Source organism: Staphylococcus petrasii, assembly GCF_002902565.1.
GTDB lineage: Bacteria > Bacillota > Bacilli > Staphylococcales > Staphylococcaceae > Staphylococcus > Staphylococcus petrasii.
The window spans coordinates 26,592-43,142 of the sequence record NZ_PPRC01000044.1 but is presented as its reverse complement, the minus strand read 5'-3'; the positions used below and the strand labels follow the sequence as shown (position 1 = coordinate 43,142).

Genomic DNA, 16,551 nt, shown 5'->3' with positions numbered 1-16,551 from the left:
GTGTAAAGGTAACGCGGGTTTTACTATTGACCAAAAGGGTATATTATTTAAAATAAACAATATAAATATGAAAAATTATTTAACAAATTTTAGTGATATAGTATTTTTTATAAAATTATTCAATATTATTGATGATTTTTATAAAAATACTCTATATGGGAGGATTAAGCATTATGAAAGGTAGCAAAAGATTAGATCAAATCAAAGAAGATAACAAAAAACAACTTAAAAAATTATTTAAATATGATAAAAGTAACGCCTTATCATTTAGTAAAGAAGACCGTGAAAAGGTTCAAGATAAATACGGTGTATATGTAATTTTTGATAAAAAAACACCAATCTTTGTAGGTCAAACTGGTGGTTTCTCTACAGGATACCAACCAATTACTAAAGACTTATTCAACAAATTAGGCCAATATAATTTAAAATCTGGCGTTGGAACTACTAAATTCAAAAAAGCTTTAGCCCAAGAAAAAGGCGTAAGCGAAGATGAAGTAAAAAACATTACTGCTGAAGAATATGGATTAAAATTCCAATATGTTAACGTGAAAGATGAACCAGCATTTATTAACGTTCTAGAAATTTTAGCTTTAGAATATGCTAAAGACAAAGGTTATGAATTATATAACTTCTAAATAATAGTAGGAGGGTAAGACAAGCTCAACACTTGTCTCCCTCCGTTTTTAATTTAATTATTTTTTATAAAGACTTTATGGAGTTAGTCACTAATTTTGAGGGAATAGTATATGAACTAATTTTGAAAAAGAGAGATGAAACGTTATGTCACTAACAGTACGTTACATAGATAGTCAGGGGACTTTTCAACAAATAGATGAAATGAACAAAGTTCCTCAAGATGCTAAAGTGATTTGGTATGATTTCAAGCAACCAACTACCGAGGAACAACAATTATTAACAGAAAAATTTAAAATAGCGTCTCATAAAATTGAAGAATCTGTATATACTATTTCGCGTCCGAAATTCAATCTTAATCATCATGCCAAACAAAAATATATTGTAGTGCATACTATTGATGATTCGGATTTTGAGGCTAATCCAATAAGTATCACCGTGCAAGAGAATCAATTAATTACAATTCATCAAAGTTATATCGATGAAATACATACATTAGTGCATGATATTAGTAAAGATTCGAATTATCATTCAGCCGATCAACTGGCAGTAAAATTACTCGATGACATTACATATAATTATTTTAAATTTGTTAATTCTGTTGAAGATACAGTATTTTCTTTTGAGCATAAAAATGTAGATTCACTTAATAATAAAAAGTTAATACAAGATGTGTATGATATACGTTCGCAAATTATTAAGTTGAAAAGAATACTTATTCCTATGGAAGAATTATTAAATGACTTCGAAGATTATCAATTTCAAGAAAATAATCATGAAGTTAAATTCTTAATTCAACATATCCATAGTCGATTAGAACGTCAGAAAGATACACTCATGGCCTGCGAACAAATGACTGATGATATTAAAGATAATAATGAATCCTATCGTTCAAGTAAAATTAATAATGTCATTAATGTGTTAACAATTATTTCATCTATCTTCTTCCCATTATCTTTTTTGACAGGATGGTATGGGATGAACTTCACATATATGCCAGAATTGAAATGGCATTATAGCTATTTTGTATTTATTGCATTTGCAATTATTGTTTCCCTGTCCCTCATTATTTTATTTAAAAAGAAAAAATGGTTTTAGAACATAAAAGGGTATGACTTATGGTTAATCGAAGTCATACCCTTTTAACTATTTATGTTGTTGCTCTTTTTCTAACTCTCTATATTTATGCTTATAATATCTTGAAAGTTTTAAATCGTGAATAAATGAAATCAAAGGTCTAATCATCATTTGTATACTCCCAATGACAAATAGCACTGTTCCTACAAATACAGTTGTATCACTAAAGAATAAAAAGCTTCCCACTAAAAAGATTAATCCTAAGACAATATCATTGATTTGATATAACGCTTTATAAAAGAATGATATTTGTTTAGCGTGATTATCTTCATTAAATTTATTCGTGTTGAAATGTAAATCAACATCATCTTTATTCAAACCTGCCATCAAAAACTCCTCCATTATATTAATATTTTAAGTTTCCCGTTGTACATTTATTCCAAACTTCGTCATAATAGCCACAAAGGAGTGAGAGCCATGCCTTATTCAATGCTATATACATCACCCGTTCAGAATTTAGAAATTATTAGTGATGGTACTGCAATTACGCACGTATTGTATAAATACAATTCTTCAGATTTAGAATACCCGACTGATTCGAATTTAGCTATTTTTGGAAAAGTAAAACAATGGTTGGACGACTATTTCTTAGGAAATAACCCTACAATTGATTTTCCTTTGAAACCTCAAGGAACTGAATTTCAACAACTTGTTTGGAACGTTTTACAAGATATTAATTATGGCGAGTTTAAAACATACGGAGACATTGCTAAACAAGTAGGTCAAACACTAGGTAAACCTAAAATGTCAGCTCAAGCAGTAGGGGGCGCAGTAGGTAAAAACCCAATTTCAATTATCATTCCATGCCATCGCGTAGTAGGAAAAGACGGAAGTTTAACAGGATATGGAGGCACAATTGATAATAAAATTAAATTATTAGAAATCGAAAAAGCCGACATGACCAACCTATACAGACCAGCCCATTCCACAAAACCATAAAAAAGAAGTCGCACCCACACGACTTCCATTTAACATATTCATTTGATTATAAATTAAAACATAAATCATAAATGATGATGTATGATGTATTTATTAAGAACTTAAGTGCTGATATATTTACATAAAGAGTTCTAAGATAGATAACGAAACGTAGTTGCGAAGACTCCTAGGGGAGCAGTAATTTCAATGAACCTAAGTGCTTTAGCACTTAGGTAAGTAGTTCTAAAATGGATAATGGAGCGTAGTTGAACGACGCCTGAGGGAGCAAGGATGAGTGTCGAGACCAAGGCTCGACCCAGCCCCCTAGGCAAGCGTCTCAACTTAAGCGAAATGATAATCCATTTAAGAACTGCTTTAGAGACGGCACCCCAGGAACGCGTAGCAACTTAAGTGAGTGAAACTCTATCTTAGAACTCTTTTAAAGGTTTATTTTATCTCTACTCAGGACGATGATATTGTCTAATATCCTCTTCAATACTTTCTAAATAGAAGATATCCTTATCATCTTCAGATTTTTCAGTAGCATGATCAAACTCTAACTCATCAAAACGGTTAAAGTACGCTTCATAAGTTTCCACTGATACTTCCTCACGATTATTCAATAATGCTTTATGACCTTCTTTATCTAAATGATCTTCAAAGCCATCAACCAACTTAGCACTAAAGAACTCGCCAACTGAACCAGAACCATAACTGAATAAACCAATCGTTTGCCCAGCTTTAAGGTCTCTATTTTCAAGTAAAGAAATTAAACTTAAATATAAAGAACCAGTATAAATGTTGCCTACATAACGGTTATAGTATACAGCGTCTTCATAACCAGCAGTTAAACGTTCTTGTGTCGTTTCATCTGCATCATTAATAATTGAATCTAACGCTTTTTTACCCATCTTAGTGAATGGCACGTGGAAACATAATGATTCGAAATCAGATAATGTTTTACCTTCACGACGCGCATATTCTCCCCAACTCTCTTGGAAAGATTTAATATAAGCATCTTTAGATAACGCACCAGCAACTAATGGATATTTATGGCCTGTTGGTCGCCAGAAATCATACACATCTTCAGTGTATGCCACAGCATCATCGTTTAATTCTAAAATGCTAGGGTTATGAGAAATCATCATTGCGACAGCACCAGCACCTTGCGTTGGTTCACCGCCTGATTTAATACCATAACGTGCAGTATCACTTGCGATGACTAACACTTTCTCGTTAGGACGTTTCTCAAGATAATCTTTTGCAAGTTGAATCGCTGGTGTAGCAGCGTAACATGCTTCTTTCATTTCGAAGCAACGTGCGAATGGTTGAATGTCTAATAAGTTGTGAATTTGAACCGCAGCTGCTTTCGCATTATCAATTGCTGATTCAGTAGCTACGATAACCATTCCGATATGTTTTTTATCATCTTCTGTTATAATATCTTTAGCAGCATTAGCTCCCATAGATACGATATCTTGTGATACTGGACTTACAGCCATTTGGGTTTGTCCAATACCTATTAAGAATTTATTTGGATCAACTTGGCGTGCTTCTGCAAGCTTAGCCATGTCTACATAGTATTTAGGGACGTAAAAATTAATTTTATCGATACCTATACTCACGGGCATTACATCCTTTCAAAATGGTAGTATTAATCATATTAATAATAGAAACGTCATATAAATAGTCAAAATATTATAAAATTTTGGAAAGCGTTTTCATTCAAAGTGTTGAAATGCATAATAAAATGGTGTTTAATGCTATTAAATGCAATAAAAATGCATACGCGAACATTGAATATAACGTTAATTTCATTACTATTATTAACAATCATATTAGTAATCATTTTACCAAAATCAATAACTAAAATACAATTATATAGAAACTACATACAAGGAGATAAAGAATGAAAAAAATCGCTATTGTAAGTGCCAAAAGAACACCAATTGGCAGATATAAAGGGAAATTGAGAAACTATTCAGCAGTGGAACTAGGTACAACTGCGTTAAAAGGTGCTATTGATGCCATTGACATCGATCCTAGCACAATCCAACAAGTCATCTTCGGTAATGTGTTACAAAGTGGTGTCGGACAAAACCCTGCACGTCAAATCGCTATTAAGTCTGGTATTCCAGATGCAACACCAGCCATGACAATCAATGAAGTATGTGGCTCAGGATTGAAAGCCATTATCTTAGGTAAACAATTGATTCAATTAGGCGAAGCGAACGTAGTAGCAGTGGGTGGTGTAGAAAGTATGACAAATGCACCACAACTTATTTTAAAAGAAGGCGAAGAACCAGTTGAAAGCTTTATGCATGATGGTTTAACAGATGCTTTCCATTATGTACCAATGGGCGTAACTGCTGAGAACATCGCTGAGAAATATGAAATTACGCGTGAAATGCAAGACGAATTTGCTAATAATTCACAACTTAAAGCAGCTAAAGCTACAGAAGCAGGTAAGTTTGATAATGAAATTATCACTATGAAAGATGCTGAAGGCGAAGAAATGACATCAGATGAAGGTGTGCGTCCAAACACAAGTGTTGAGAAACTTGCAACGTTAAAGACCATTTTCAAAGAGAATGGTACAGTGACTGGCGGGAATGCTTCAAGCATTAATGACGGCTCATCTGCGTTAATCTTAATGGAAGAATCTTACGCGAAAGAACATGGTTTCGAAATCCTTGGAATTATCGGTGACTATGCAGAAGTCGGCTGTGATCCACAATTTATGGGTTATGCGCCATTCTATGCCGTTGAAAAGTTACTAGAAAAAACAGATAGCAAGATCGACAACGTTGATATCGTAGAAATGACGGAAGCATTCGCAGCGCAAAGTATTCCGGTTAAAAACAATTTACACATTCCAGATGAGAAATTGAATATCTATGGTGGAGCGATTGCTTTAGGTCATCCAATTGGCGCAAGTGGTGCACGTTTAGTAACAACATTAGTGAATGCGCTTGAACAAGAAGATAAACAAACAGGTATCGCGACTGCTTGTATCGGTGGCGGTTTAGGTATCGCTTTAATGGTTGAAAAAGGGGCGCAGTAAAATGAAGAGTTTAGACAAAGCGTTTCGTCATTTATCACGTGAAGATAAGTTGAAACAGTTAGTCGAATACGGTTGGTTAAATGACGATAATTATGAAGTATTACGTAACAACCCACTTATTAATGAAGAAGTAGCCAACAGTTTAATCGAGAATGTGATTGGACAAGGCACTTTACCAGTAGGCTTATTGCCTAAGATCATTGTTGATGATAAAGAATATGTCGTGCCAATGATGGTAGAAGAACCTTCAGTTGTCGCGGCAGCTAGCTATGGTGCGAAACTGGTCAACAATACTGGTGGTTTCAAAACAGTTAAGAGTGAGCGCTTGATGATTGGTCAAATCGTCTTTGATGCCGTCGAAGATACAGAGGCGTTAGCGCAAGACATTAGAAATCTTGAGCCTCAAATTAAACAAATAGCTGATGAAGCTTATCCATCTATCATCGAACGTGGTGGCGGTTATCGTCGTATTGATATCGATAAGTTCCCTGAGCAACAGTTGCTATCTTTAAAGGTCTTTGTAGATACGAAAGATGCGATGGGCGCAAATATGCTTAACACTATTTTAGAAGCGATTACTGCTCACTTGAAAAATGAGTTCCCAAACCGCGACGTGTTAATGAGTATTTTATCGAACCATGCTACAGCATCTGTTGTACGTGTACAAGGTGAAATCAAAGTCGAAGATTTAAATAGAGGAGAACGTTCAGGTGAAGAAGTAGCCAAACGTATGGAACGTGCCTCAGTACTTGCACAAGTAGATATTCATCGTGCAGCTACACATAATAAAGGTGTCATGAACGGTATTCATGCCGTAGTATTAGCGACAGGTAACGATACACGTGGCGCAGAAGCAAGCGCACATGCGTATGCGAGTCGTGATGGCCAATATCGAGGTATCGCTACATGGGAATACGATGAAGCCCGTGGTCGTCTCGTTGGTACCATTGAAGTACCTATGACTTTAGCTATTGTCGGTGGTGGCACGAAAGTATTGCCAATCGCTAAGGCTTCTTTAGATTTATTAAATGTAAAAACTGCACAAGAGCTTGGACAAGTCGTTGCTGCTGTAGGGTTAGCACAAAACTTTTCAGCATGCAGAGCCTTAGTTTCTGAAGGTATTCAAAAAGGCCATATGAGCTTACAATACAAATCATTAGCGATTGTTGTAGGTGCGCAAGGTGACGAAATTGCAAAAGTAGCAGACGCTTTAAAACAAGAACCTAAAGCCAATACTGCTGCTGCACAACGTATCTTAGAAGAATTAAGAAAATAATCATAGAGGAGAGTAGGTTTAGCACACGAGTGTTATGCCTACTCTTTTTTTAGATAAAAGAAAAATCCCTTAATGAAGTAAGTAAGACATTGGTACTTACCTCATTAAGGGATTCTTATATATAAGTGTGCTAATTATTTTTAAATTTAGTAAATGTAGTTATAGCTACGAGCAGCACTTCTGCTTAAGTAACGTGTGCCGTAACCAAGTGGTACGTTATAGTTATATTCTGATACTAAAATGCTTCCATTATTATAAACGCGTTCTACAACGGCTACGTGGCCATAATATCCTGCAGTTGATTGCATAACTGCGTAGCGACGAGGGATGTGGCCTGTTCTATATCCTGAACGTTGTGCATTGTAATACCAGTTCTTTGCGTTGCCCCATCTATTTGAAACAGGTTTGCCTAATTGTGCGCGACGTTGGTACGCCCACCAAGTACATTGACCTCTATTGTAATAGTTATATGATGCAGCATGAGAAACGTGCGTGTGTTCAATATTTTGATATGTGAAAGTCCCAGCGAACATGATTCCAGTAGCTAATAAAAGACGTGATAACAATTTTTTGAATTTCATTTCGTTCTCCTCAAAATATAAAATACTTAAAAACTGTATTTATCATATTCGTTAAAAAGGTCTAATACAATATAAGAAATCAATTATACAAGTAAATGTAATATGTATGAAATATTCCAATAGTTTTTGTAACTAATTTTACAAATTTGTGATTTTAGCACAGTAAAAGGGGTATGTTTTTAGAAGGAAAAAGAAAACGAGCGCCTCGAAAGGCGCCCGTCTTCTGAGATGATACGTCCATGAATGTATAATTACATTACTAGAAATCATACATTTGTGAATTGGTTAAAAACAGACAATGCTCTTTTAACAATAGTCACCGGTATGGTTTCTGGACACGGATTATGTCGAAAATATGTCAATATTTCGATTTGGCTCTTCACGTCTCTAGGGAAATTGTTATCTTGATTAATCCAATTTACCAATTCACCTAATGGTGTGTCATCACCAACAAAATTTTGCATAAATTCGTAAAAGCTCAAAGCCTCACCTCAATATTCAATTTGAGCCTTTATGATTATAACATTATTTGCAAAATAAAAATACTAGTGAGTTTAATTTAAATTGAATGTAATATATTATTTTAAATTAAATGAATAATTTACAGTATGAAAAGATATGATTTTGTATAACATTTGCAACGTTTTTATGTATGTTATCAAAATCATATTTTTTTATTTAAAATTTTATGTGAGTGTACCGTGATAGATTTTAATTTTCCAAAAAACTAAAAATAAATTTGTGTATAATAGCAATATAAGTAAAAACAAAGAAGGTGAGCATTTGGATATCAAACATATGAAATACTTTATGGAAGTTGTAAATCAAGGTGGTATGACAAATGCTTCTAAGTCTTTATATATCGCCCAACCGACAATCAGTAAGGCAATTAAGGATATAGAGAATGAACTAAAAATGACGTTATTTGATCGCCAAAAACGTTATTTAGTGCTTACTGATGCAGGTAAAGTATTCTATAAAAAATGCGAAGAAATTATCGCATTATATGACAATATTCCATATGAAATCAATGGGTTGCTTGGGCTTGAAACAGGTCATATTAATATTGGCTTGTCTGCGGTGATGGACATGCAACACTTTATATATATTCTAGGTGAGTTCCACAAACTCTATCCGAACGTGACATACAATTTGAATGAGAGTGGCGGTAAATCGATTGAAACGCGTTTGATTAACGATCAAATCGATATTGGGATTACGACCATTCCTATTAATGAGAATGTCTTTGATTATTTATCATTATATAGTGAGGATTTAAGATTAGTGGTCAGCGAAGAACATGAACTTGCTACGCGTGAATCAGTGACGATGGCTGATTTGAAAAATGAAGACTTCATTATGTTTAATGAAGATTTCTATCTTAACGATAAGATTATTGCAGCCGCTAAGAATTCAGGTTTTATACCAAATACGGTCTCAAATGTGTCGCAATGGAATTTTATAGAGTATTTATTATTGGCACATCTAGGTGTAAGTATTTTACCGGAACATATTGCTAGTATGTTAAAAGATAATATTAAAAGCATTAAGATTGAAGATCCAAGTATGAGTTGGGAGCTTGGGGCGATTTGGAAGAAAGATAAATTGCTGAGTCATGCCACTTCTAAGTGGATAGAATTTATGAGTGAACGATTGAAATACGATTGATTATTTGAATCATTTCGCTTAGGAAGCGGGAGAATGAAATCTTTTTAATTAAAGAAGATTTCGTTGTCCTGCTTTTTTCTTTTTTTGAAAATTAAAGAACTATATCGCGCAAAACTGACTTCTTCTAAAATAAAACGGTTACATAGAAAAAAACTATAGTTAATATTCAAAATGAGTATTTTTCTAGTTTTTCAACATAAATTACAATTATGAATATAGTCTTAAATTTAGCTGTAACAATTTCGACATATTTTAGGGGAGGTTCAGTCATCTTGAAAAAAGCGCTCACAGTTGCACAAATTGTTGTTCAAATTGCCATTATTATAGTCATTAGCTATATAGGAAGTTTATTGCAAGACCTTTTACACATTCCACTCGCTGGCAGTATTGTAGGTATGATTTTGCTGTATATCCTATTAGAACTAAAAATCATTCGCATTAACTGGATATCAGAAGGTGCAGAATTTTTATTATCAACGATGGTCTTTTTCTTTATTCCATCGGTTGTCGGTATTATGGATATCTTCTCTAATATAACTAAGAGCTATATCATCTTCTTCTTATTAATCATAGTAGGTACAAGTTGCGTCGCCCTTGTTTCAGGTTATATCGCTGAAAAAATGGTGAAGCAGCCTAAAGCCAAGAAAGGTAATGAGTTGAGATGATATTAAAAGCAATCCTTATGATATTGTTAACCGTCGTTATGTATTTATTGGCAAAGAAATTACAACTTAAATATAACAATCCATTTTTAAACCCTGCCTTAATTGGTTCTATTGGCGTGATTATTGTTTTACTCGCTACACATCAAAACTATCACGATTATATGGTTGGCGGTAAATGGATTAATCATTTATTAAACGCAACTGTCGTGTGTTTAGCTTATCCACTTTATAAGAATCGACATAAAATCATAGAGAATATGAGTATCATATTTTCAAGCGTAATGGCTGGAGTCATACTCAATTTTGTGTTAGTGTTTAGTTCGTTAAAGTTGTTAGGCTACTCAGAAGAAACGATTGTGACAATCTTGCCTCGTTCCATCACAGCTGCTGTAGGAATTGAAGTATCACACGAGTTAGGTGGTACAGATACGATTACCGTATTATTTATTATCACTACCGGGCTGATAGGGAGTATGATGGGATCAATGTTATTGAAAGTAGGTAATTTCAAAACATCAATCGCAAGAGGCTTAACATACGGTAACGCATCACACGCGTTTGGTACGGCAAAAGCGTTAGAACACGATATTGAATCTGGCGCATTTAGTTCAATTGGGATGATATTGACGGCTGTTATTAGCTCAATACTTATTCCAATCATGATTATTTTATTTTATTAATGGGAATATGAAATAAGTACTCGTATAAGTTAGGAAAGGAGCTATTTGTAAAAATGGCGAAAATTAAAGCAAATGAAGCATTAGTCAAAGCATTAGAAGCATGGAAAATTGATCATCTTTATGGTATTCCAGGGGACTCTGTTGACGCAGTAGTAGATAGCTTACGTACAGTAAGAGATTCATTTAAATTCTATCACGTACGTCACGAAGAAGTAGCAAGTTTAGCAGCTGCTTCATACACTAAAATGACAGGGAAAATTGGTGTAGCATTAAGTATCGGTGGTCCTGGTGTTGTTCACTTATTAAACGGTATGTATGACGCTAAAATGGACCGTGTACCTCAACTTATCATTGCTGGACAAACTAACAGCTCATTATTAGGTACTAAAGCATTCCAAGAAACAAATATTTCTAAAATGGTTGATGACGTAGCAGTATTCCATCACCAAATTCAAAAAGGCGATAACGTATTCGACGTTGTTAATGATGCAATCCGTACTGCTTATGAAAAACGCGGTGTTGCAGTAGTTATCTGTCCTAACGACTTATTAACTCAAAAAATTAAAGATACAACTAATCGCCCAGTAGATACTATTAAACCAAAAGCACCATCACCAACATTCCGTAGCATTAAAAAAGCAACTAAATTAATCGATAAAAGTAAAAAACCAGTTATGCTTATCGGTGTAGGTGCACAAAATGCTAAAGAAGAATTACGTGAATTTATCGAAGCAGCAAAAATTCCAGTAATTCACACATTACCAGCTAAAGCTATTTTACCTGACGATCACCCATACAGCATTGGTAACTTAGGTAAAATCGGTACTAAAACATCTTACCAAACAATTCAAGATGCTGACTTATTAATCATGGCAGGTACAAACTACCCTTACGTAGATTACCTACCTAAGAAAAATATCAAAGCAATCCAAATTGATACTAACCCAGATGTAATTGGTAAACGTTTCAACATCAACGTAGGTATCGTTGGTGACACTAAAGTTGCTTTCCATCAATTAACTGAAAGCATTAAACACGTTCCAAATCGTCCATTCTTAGACAAAACTTTACAACGTAAAGCTGTTTGGGATAAATGGATGGAACAAGATATGAATAACGAAAGTTCACCAATTCGTCCAGAACGCTTAATGAAATCAATTAGTAAATTCAGCGATGACGATGCTGTATTCTCAATTGACGTTGGTACTTCAACAGTTTGGTCAACTCGTTACTTAAACTTATCTGTAAATAATAAATTTATTATTTCTTCATGGTTAGGTACAATGGGTTGTGGTCTTCCAGGTGCTATCGCTTCTAAAATTGCTTACCCTAAACGCCAAGCAATTTCAATCACTGGTGACGGTGCCTTCCAAATGGTAATGCAAGACTTTGCAACTGCTGTTCAATATGATTTACCAATGACAATCTTTGTTATGAATAACAAACAATTATCATTCATTAAATATGAACAACAAGCTGCTGGTGAATTAGAATATGCGATTGATTTCTCTGATATGGATCACGCTAAATTCGCTGAAGCTGCGGGCGGTAAAGGTTATGTATTAAAAGACCCTAACCGTATCGATGAAGTTGTAGAAGCTGCATTAAATGAAAATGTACCAACTATCGTTGACGTACATGTTGATCCTAACGCTGCGCCATTACCAGGTAAAATTGTTAATGAAGAAGCGATTAACTATGGTAAATGGGCTTACAGATCAATTACTGAAGATAAAAAATTAGACTTCGATGAAATTCCACCAATTTCAGTAGCAGCTAAACGTTTCTTATAATATCAACTCTTTAGGGAAGCTTACCTTAACAGGTAAGCTTCTTTTTTATATACAGTAGTTCTTAGATGAATGTTACTCATTTTGTTGCGACGCTTTCTTGCGGGAAAGGCTTAAGCCTGTAGTCTTATAAAGGCGTTCTTAGATAGATATTCACTCACTTAAGTTGAGATGCTTGCCTAGGGGGCTGGGTCGAGCCACGGTCTCGACACTCATCCTGCTCCCTCAGGCGTCGCTCAACTACGCTCTATTATCCATTTTAGAATTAATTATTTAAGTGTGTGAGCACTTAAATTCATTAAAATTAATAGTAATAAAATCACTTTCACCACTTCTGTTCGTAATTTATCTAAAGGTTAATTTTTAAATATGTGAGAAATTAATTTTTTAAGGCTTCTTTTTCAACGATTAAGGTATGAGGATAACGACAGTTTTTCATGCAAATTTAAGTATTTGTAAAAATAATTTTAAAAAATGGTGAGGTAGGATAAAAAAAGTATTGAAAACGTTTTATCATGTGTATATAATAAAAATTATTAAAAAAAGAACTGCGTGTTACTATTAAATTAGGCATAAGCAAACAAGAGGTTAAGACAAATAAAACGTCTTAATCAGGATACAACATAGCTATAATCAAACTTTACATATTAAGTAATGTTTTAACTATATGGCTTTGTAATGTGTATCCTTGAAAGTAGAGAAGATGACGGGAGAGGTCTACACTCATTAAGTTGAGTAAGAACTACGCTTACGTTTTCTTAAACATACTTTTCTCTTTTTGCTTATGTCTTATTTGTTGTCATAAAGTTCGTAAAATGATTTCAGAAGGGAATAGGACTTATGTTTAAGAAGTTTTTCGGTCAATTGCAACGTATTGGTAAAGCGTTAATGTTACCAGTTGCGATTTTACCAGCTGCTGGTATTTTACTTGCGTTCGGTAATGCAATGCACAACGAACAATTAGTTAAACTAGCACCATGGTTAAAAATGGATGTCTTCGTAATGATTTCATCTGTCATGGAAGCAGCTGGACAAATTATCTTTGATAACTTACCGTTGCTATTTGCAGTCGGTACAGCACTTGGACTAGCTGGTGGTGACGGGGTTGCCGCTTTAGCTGCTTTAGTAGGTTACTTAATTATGAATGCGACAATGGGTAAAGTAATGCATATCACAATGGATGATATTTATAGCTATGCCAATGGCGCAAAAGAATTAAGCCAAGCTAACAAATTACCAGCGAACGCTTTAATTTTAGGGATTCCAACACTTCAAACAGGTGTGTTTGGCGGTATCATCATGGGGGCACTTGCAGCATGGTGTTACAATAAATACTACAATATTACGTTACCAGCATTCTTAGGATTCTTTGCAGGTAAACGTTTCGTACCAATTGTTACATCAGTCGTAGCAATCATCACAGGTATCGTATTAAGTTTCGTTTGGCCACCGATCCAAGATGGTTTAAACGGATTATCTAATTTCTTATTAAATAAAAACTTAGCATTAACAACATTTATCTTTGGTATTATTGAACGTTCATTAATTCCATTTGGTTTACACCACATCTTCTATGCACCATTCTGGTTCGAATTTGGTCAATATAAAGACCATGCAGGTGACTTAATTCGTGGTGACCAACGTATTTGGATGGCACAATTAAAAGACGGCGTACCATTTACAGCAGGGGCATTCACAACTGGTAAATATCCATTTATGATGTTCGGTCTTCCAGCTGCAGCTTTCGCAATTTATAAAAATGCACGCCCAGAACGTAAAAAAGTTGTTGGTGGTTTAATGTTATCAGCAGCTTTAACATCATTCTTAACTGGTATCACTGAGCCATTAGAATTCTCATTCTTATTTGTTGCACCATTATTATATGCCATTCACGTAGTCTTAGCGGGTACATCATTCTTAGTAATGCATTTGTTAAGCGTGAAAATTGGTATGACATTCTCTGGCGGCTTCATTGATTACGTTCTTTATGGTTTATTAAACTGGGATCGTACACATGCCTTATTAGTAATTCCAGTAGGTATCGTTTACGCGATTGTTTACTATTTCTTATTTGACTTTGCAATTAAGAAATTTAATCTTAAAACACCAGGTCGTGAAGACCAAGAACAAGAAATGCGTAACTCAAGTGTTGCGAAATTACCATTTGACGTTTTAGACGCTATGGGTGGTAAAGAAAACATCAAACACTTAGATGCATGTATTACACGTTTACGTGTTGAAGTAAATGATAAATCTAAAGTTGATGTACAAGGATTAAAAGCATTAGGTGCTTCTGGCGTACTTGAAGTCGGAAACAATATGCAAGCGATCTTTGGTCCTAAATCTGACCAAATTAAACGTGACATGGCGTTAATCATGAAAGGTGAAATCACTAAACCTAGTGAAACAACTGTAACTGAAGAAGTTTCAGATGAACCTGTGCATCTTGAAGAAGTAAAAGAAACAGAAATTTATGCGCCAGGTACAGGACACATTATTCCATTATCAGAAGTGCCTGATAAAGTATTCTCTGAAAAAATGATGGGTGATGGCGTTGGATTTGTTCCAGAAAAAGGAGAAATCGTAGCACCATTTGATGGTACGGTTAAGACCATTTTCCCAACTAAACATGCGATTGGTTTAGAGTCAGATAGTGGTGTAGAAGTCTTAATTCACATTGGTATCGACACAGTGAAATTGAACGGTGAAGGTTTCGAAAGTTTAGTTAATGCGGATGAGCCTGTAACTCAAGGTCAGCCATTAATGAAGATTAACTTAGCATACTTACAAGAACATGCACCTAGCATCGTAACACCAGTTATCATCACAAATTTAGGCGACAAAACATTAACAGTTGAAGATGTTAAGTCAGTTGATCCTGGTAAAGCTATTATGAAAATTAAATAGATATAAAAATAAATCCTGATGGTAGTTAATCTACTGTCAGGATTTTTAATTACCATAATTCAATGGCACTGTATAGTAATAGAACGGTGATGATAACATTAATCACTTTATAATGTTGATGGTAGATGAGATTCATCATTTGGCCTAGATAACTCCACACAACGACACCAGCAATACCGATAATAACTAGTAGGATTGAACGCATATAAGTGTGGTCCCACGTTTCAGGTAAGGTGAAGGTAGTTAGCCCTGTGAGAAAGTAGAGCATCGCTTTGACGTTGGTTGCTTGAATAAGAATTCCTTTTAAAATAGGACGATCTAATGCAGCTTTCGCATTATCAGGTTTTGAAATTAAGACATGATAAGCTAAATATAATAGATAAAGTGTGCCTATGATTTTCATAATAAAGATAAAGGTTGGAGAGTGTTTTAAAGGCTCTGAAAATAATAAAGCCACAATGAGCGTAAAAATAATGCCAATTAATACACCTAAGTTAAAGGGTAAGGCGCGAACGAACCCTTTACGTTGTCCTTCTGACATTGCCATGATGGTATTGGGACCAGGTGTAAAAGACATGGTAGTGACAAAAACTAAATAAGAGAACATAAGCAATCACTCCAAAAATAGAATAAGCTTATTGTAGCATTACAAATAAATATTACAATGTATTTTTTTGATTATTCAGACAAATAAAGTAAAGGTATCATTCAATGGTTTTAATTTTCAAAAATAAAAGTATATCTGATGAAAATCAAAATGTAAGGGCGTAAAATAAAAGTGTATGATGATTTATAAAAGGAGTTAAATATTATGTCTGAAGAAGGTTTATTAGTAGCTGAAAAAGAAATAGAAGTGAATAACTATGATATTGATGCGATGGGTATAGTCAGCAATATTGTATATGTGCGTTGGTTCGAGGATTTGCGTACAATCTTTATTAATAAATATATGACATTCTCTGAAATGATGAAACAACACATTTCTCCAATATTAATGAGAACTGAAGTGGATTATAAAGTACCTATCACGATTCATGACAAACCTGTAGGACGTTGTTGGTATGTGAAAGGTAGTCGTTTAAAATGGGTCTTTAAATTTGAAATTGCTTCTGGTGACAAAGTGCATTGCGTGGGTTACCAAACAGGCGGTTTCTTTGATTTGGAACAACAAAAGATTACTAAGATGCCAGAAGTATTCCAAAATCTTCTTAAAAAAGATTAAATATTTGAGG

Annotated in this window: 17 protein-coding genes; 12 read left to right on the top strand and 5 right to left on the bottom strand. The window is 34.4% G+C overall.

From position 1 onward, the window contains the following. The 3 genes from CD127_RS12775 to CD127_RS07710 form a co-directional block, all read left to right on the top strand. Positions 1-184, top strand: a 184-nt coding sequence (locus CD127_RS12775; protein WP_206168809.1) for a hypothetical protein, incomplete at its 5' end; no start/stop codon positions are given. Beyond that, entirely contained in the window at positions 174-635 is a 462-nt protein-coding gene (locus tag CD127_RS07715; protein ID WP_103297908.1) for a hypothetical protein, read from the top strand. The genes CD127_RS12775 and CD127_RS07715, both read left to right, overlap by 11 nt. A 145-nt stretch (positions 636-780) precedes the next feature. Then, a complete protein-coding gene (locus CD127_RS07710; RefSeq protein WP_103366319.1) occupies positions 781-1,731 on the top strand; it encodes a CorA family divalent cation transporter in 951 nt (316 codons plus the stop codon). A 48-nt stretch (positions 1,732-1,779) separates the two neighbouring features. Here CD127_RS07710 and CD127_RS07705 read toward each other — a convergent pair whose 3' ends face one another. Then, on the bottom strand, positions 1,780-2,097 hold the full coding sequence (locus tag CD127_RS07705) for a YrhK family protein (RefSeq protein ID WP_103297910.1): 318 nt from the start codon (positions 2,095-2,097) through the stop codon (positions 1,780-1,782). A 90-nt stretch (positions 2,098-2,187) separates the two neighbouring features. Between CD127_RS07705 and CD127_RS07700 the strand changes: the two genes are divergently transcribed. Next, the gene (locus CD127_RS07700; RefSeq protein WP_103366318.1) at positions 2,188-2,709 is read left to right on the top strand and encodes a methylated-DNA--[protein]-cysteine S-methyltransferase; all 522 of its coding nucleotides are present in this window, start codon (positions 2,188-2,190) and stop codon (positions 2,707-2,709) included. A 437-nt stretch (positions 2,710-3,146) separates the two neighbouring features. Here the strand turns inward: CD127_RS07700 and CD127_RS07695 are convergent, their stop codons facing one another. Further along, positions 3,147-4,313, bottom strand: a complete 1,167-nt coding sequence (locus CD127_RS07695) for a hydroxymethylglutaryl-CoA synthase (RefSeq protein ID WP_103366317.1) — start codon at positions 4,311-4,313, stop codon at positions 3,147-3,149. A 284-nt stretch (positions 4,314-4,597) separates the two neighbouring features. Here CD127_RS07695 and CD127_RS07690 point away from each other — a divergent pair, with 284 nt between their 5' ends. Next, positions 4,598-5,752 carry a thiolase family protein gene (locus CD127_RS07690; RefSeq protein ID WP_103366316.1) on the top strand — a complete coding sequence of 385 codons (1,155 nt, stop codon included), beginning with the start codon at positions 4,598-4,600 and terminating at the stop codon, positions 5,750-5,752. 1 nt (position 5,753) lies between these two features. After that, the gene (locus tag CD127_RS07685; protein ID WP_103366315.1) at positions 5,754-7,028 is read left to right on the top strand and encodes a hydroxymethylglutaryl-CoA reductase, degradative; all 1,275 of its coding nucleotides are present in this window, start codon (positions 5,754-5,756) and stop codon (positions 7,026-7,028) included. A gap of 146 nt (positions 7,029-7,174) precedes the next feature. Here CD127_RS07685 and CD127_RS07680 read toward each other — a convergent pair whose 3' ends face one another. Both CD127_RS07680 and CD127_RS07675 read right to left on the bottom strand, forming a co-directional pair. Beyond that, the gene (locus CD127_RS07680) at positions 7,175-7,609 is read right to left on the bottom strand and encodes a CHAP domain-containing protein (RefSeq protein ID WP_103297915.1); all 435 of its coding nucleotides are present in this window, start codon (positions 7,607-7,609) and stop codon (positions 7,175-7,177) included. Positions 7,610-7,875: 266 nt separating this feature from the next. Then, complete coding sequence (locus CD127_RS07675) at positions 7,876-8,091, bottom strand: sterile alpha motif-like domain-containing protein (RefSeq protein WP_103297916.1); 216 nt, start codon at positions 8,089-8,091, stop codon at positions 7,876-7,878. Positions 8,092-8,392: 301 nt separating this feature from the next. On the opposite strand from CD127_RS07675, the gene cidR reads away from it, so the two are divergent. The 5 genes from cidR (at position 8,393) to ptsG (ending at position 15,319) form a co-directional block, all read left to right on the top strand. Further along, complete coding sequence (gene cidR / locus CD127_RS07670) at positions 8,393-9,277, top strand: cidABC operon transcriptional activator CidR (protein WP_103297917.1); 885 nt, start codon at positions 8,393-8,395, stop codon at positions 9,275-9,277. 272 nt (positions 9,278-9,549) lie between these two features. Next, positions 9,550-9,942: a CidA/LrgA family protein gene (locus tag CD127_RS07665; RefSeq protein ID WP_167409896.1), complete on the top strand. Its 393-nt coding sequence runs from the start codon at positions 9,550-9,552 to the stop codon at positions 9,940-9,942. Then, positions 9,939-10,622, top strand: a complete 684-nt coding sequence (locus CD127_RS07660) for an LrgB family protein (RefSeq protein WP_103366313.1) — start codon at positions 9,939-9,941, stop codon at positions 10,620-10,622. Before CD127_RS07665 ends, CD127_RS07660 begins: the two co-directional genes overlap by 4 nt. A gap of 53 nt (positions 10,623-10,675) precedes the next feature. After that, positions 10,676-12,415 (top strand): pyruvate oxidase, encoded by a 1,740-nt coding sequence (locus CD127_RS07655; RefSeq protein ID WP_103366312.1) that lies wholly within the window; start codon positions 10,676-10,678, stop codon positions 12,413-12,415. Between the two features lie 837 nt (positions 12,416-13,252). Next, on the top strand, positions 13,253-15,319 hold the full coding sequence (gene ptsG / locus CD127_RS07650) for a glucose-specific PTS transporter subunit IIBC (protein ID WP_103366311.1): 2,067 nt from the start codon (positions 13,253-13,255) through the stop codon (positions 15,317-15,319). Between the two features lie 49 nt (positions 15,320-15,368). Here ptsG and CD127_RS07645 read toward each other — a convergent pair whose 3' ends face one another. Continuing rightward, entirely contained in the window at positions 15,369-15,926 is a 558-nt protein-coding gene (locus tag CD127_RS07645; RefSeq protein WP_235851299.1) for a LysE family translocator, read from the bottom strand. A gap of 204 nt (positions 15,927-16,130) precedes the next feature. Here CD127_RS07645 and CD127_RS07640 point away from each other — a divergent pair, with 204 nt between their 5' ends. Further along, positions 16,131-16,541 carry an acyl-CoA thioesterase gene (locus CD127_RS07640; protein WP_103366310.1) on the top strand — a complete coding sequence of 137 codons (411 nt, stop codon included), beginning with the start codon at positions 16,131-16,133 and terminating at the stop codon, positions 16,539-16,541. Positions 16,542-16,551 lie beyond the last annotated feature (10 nt).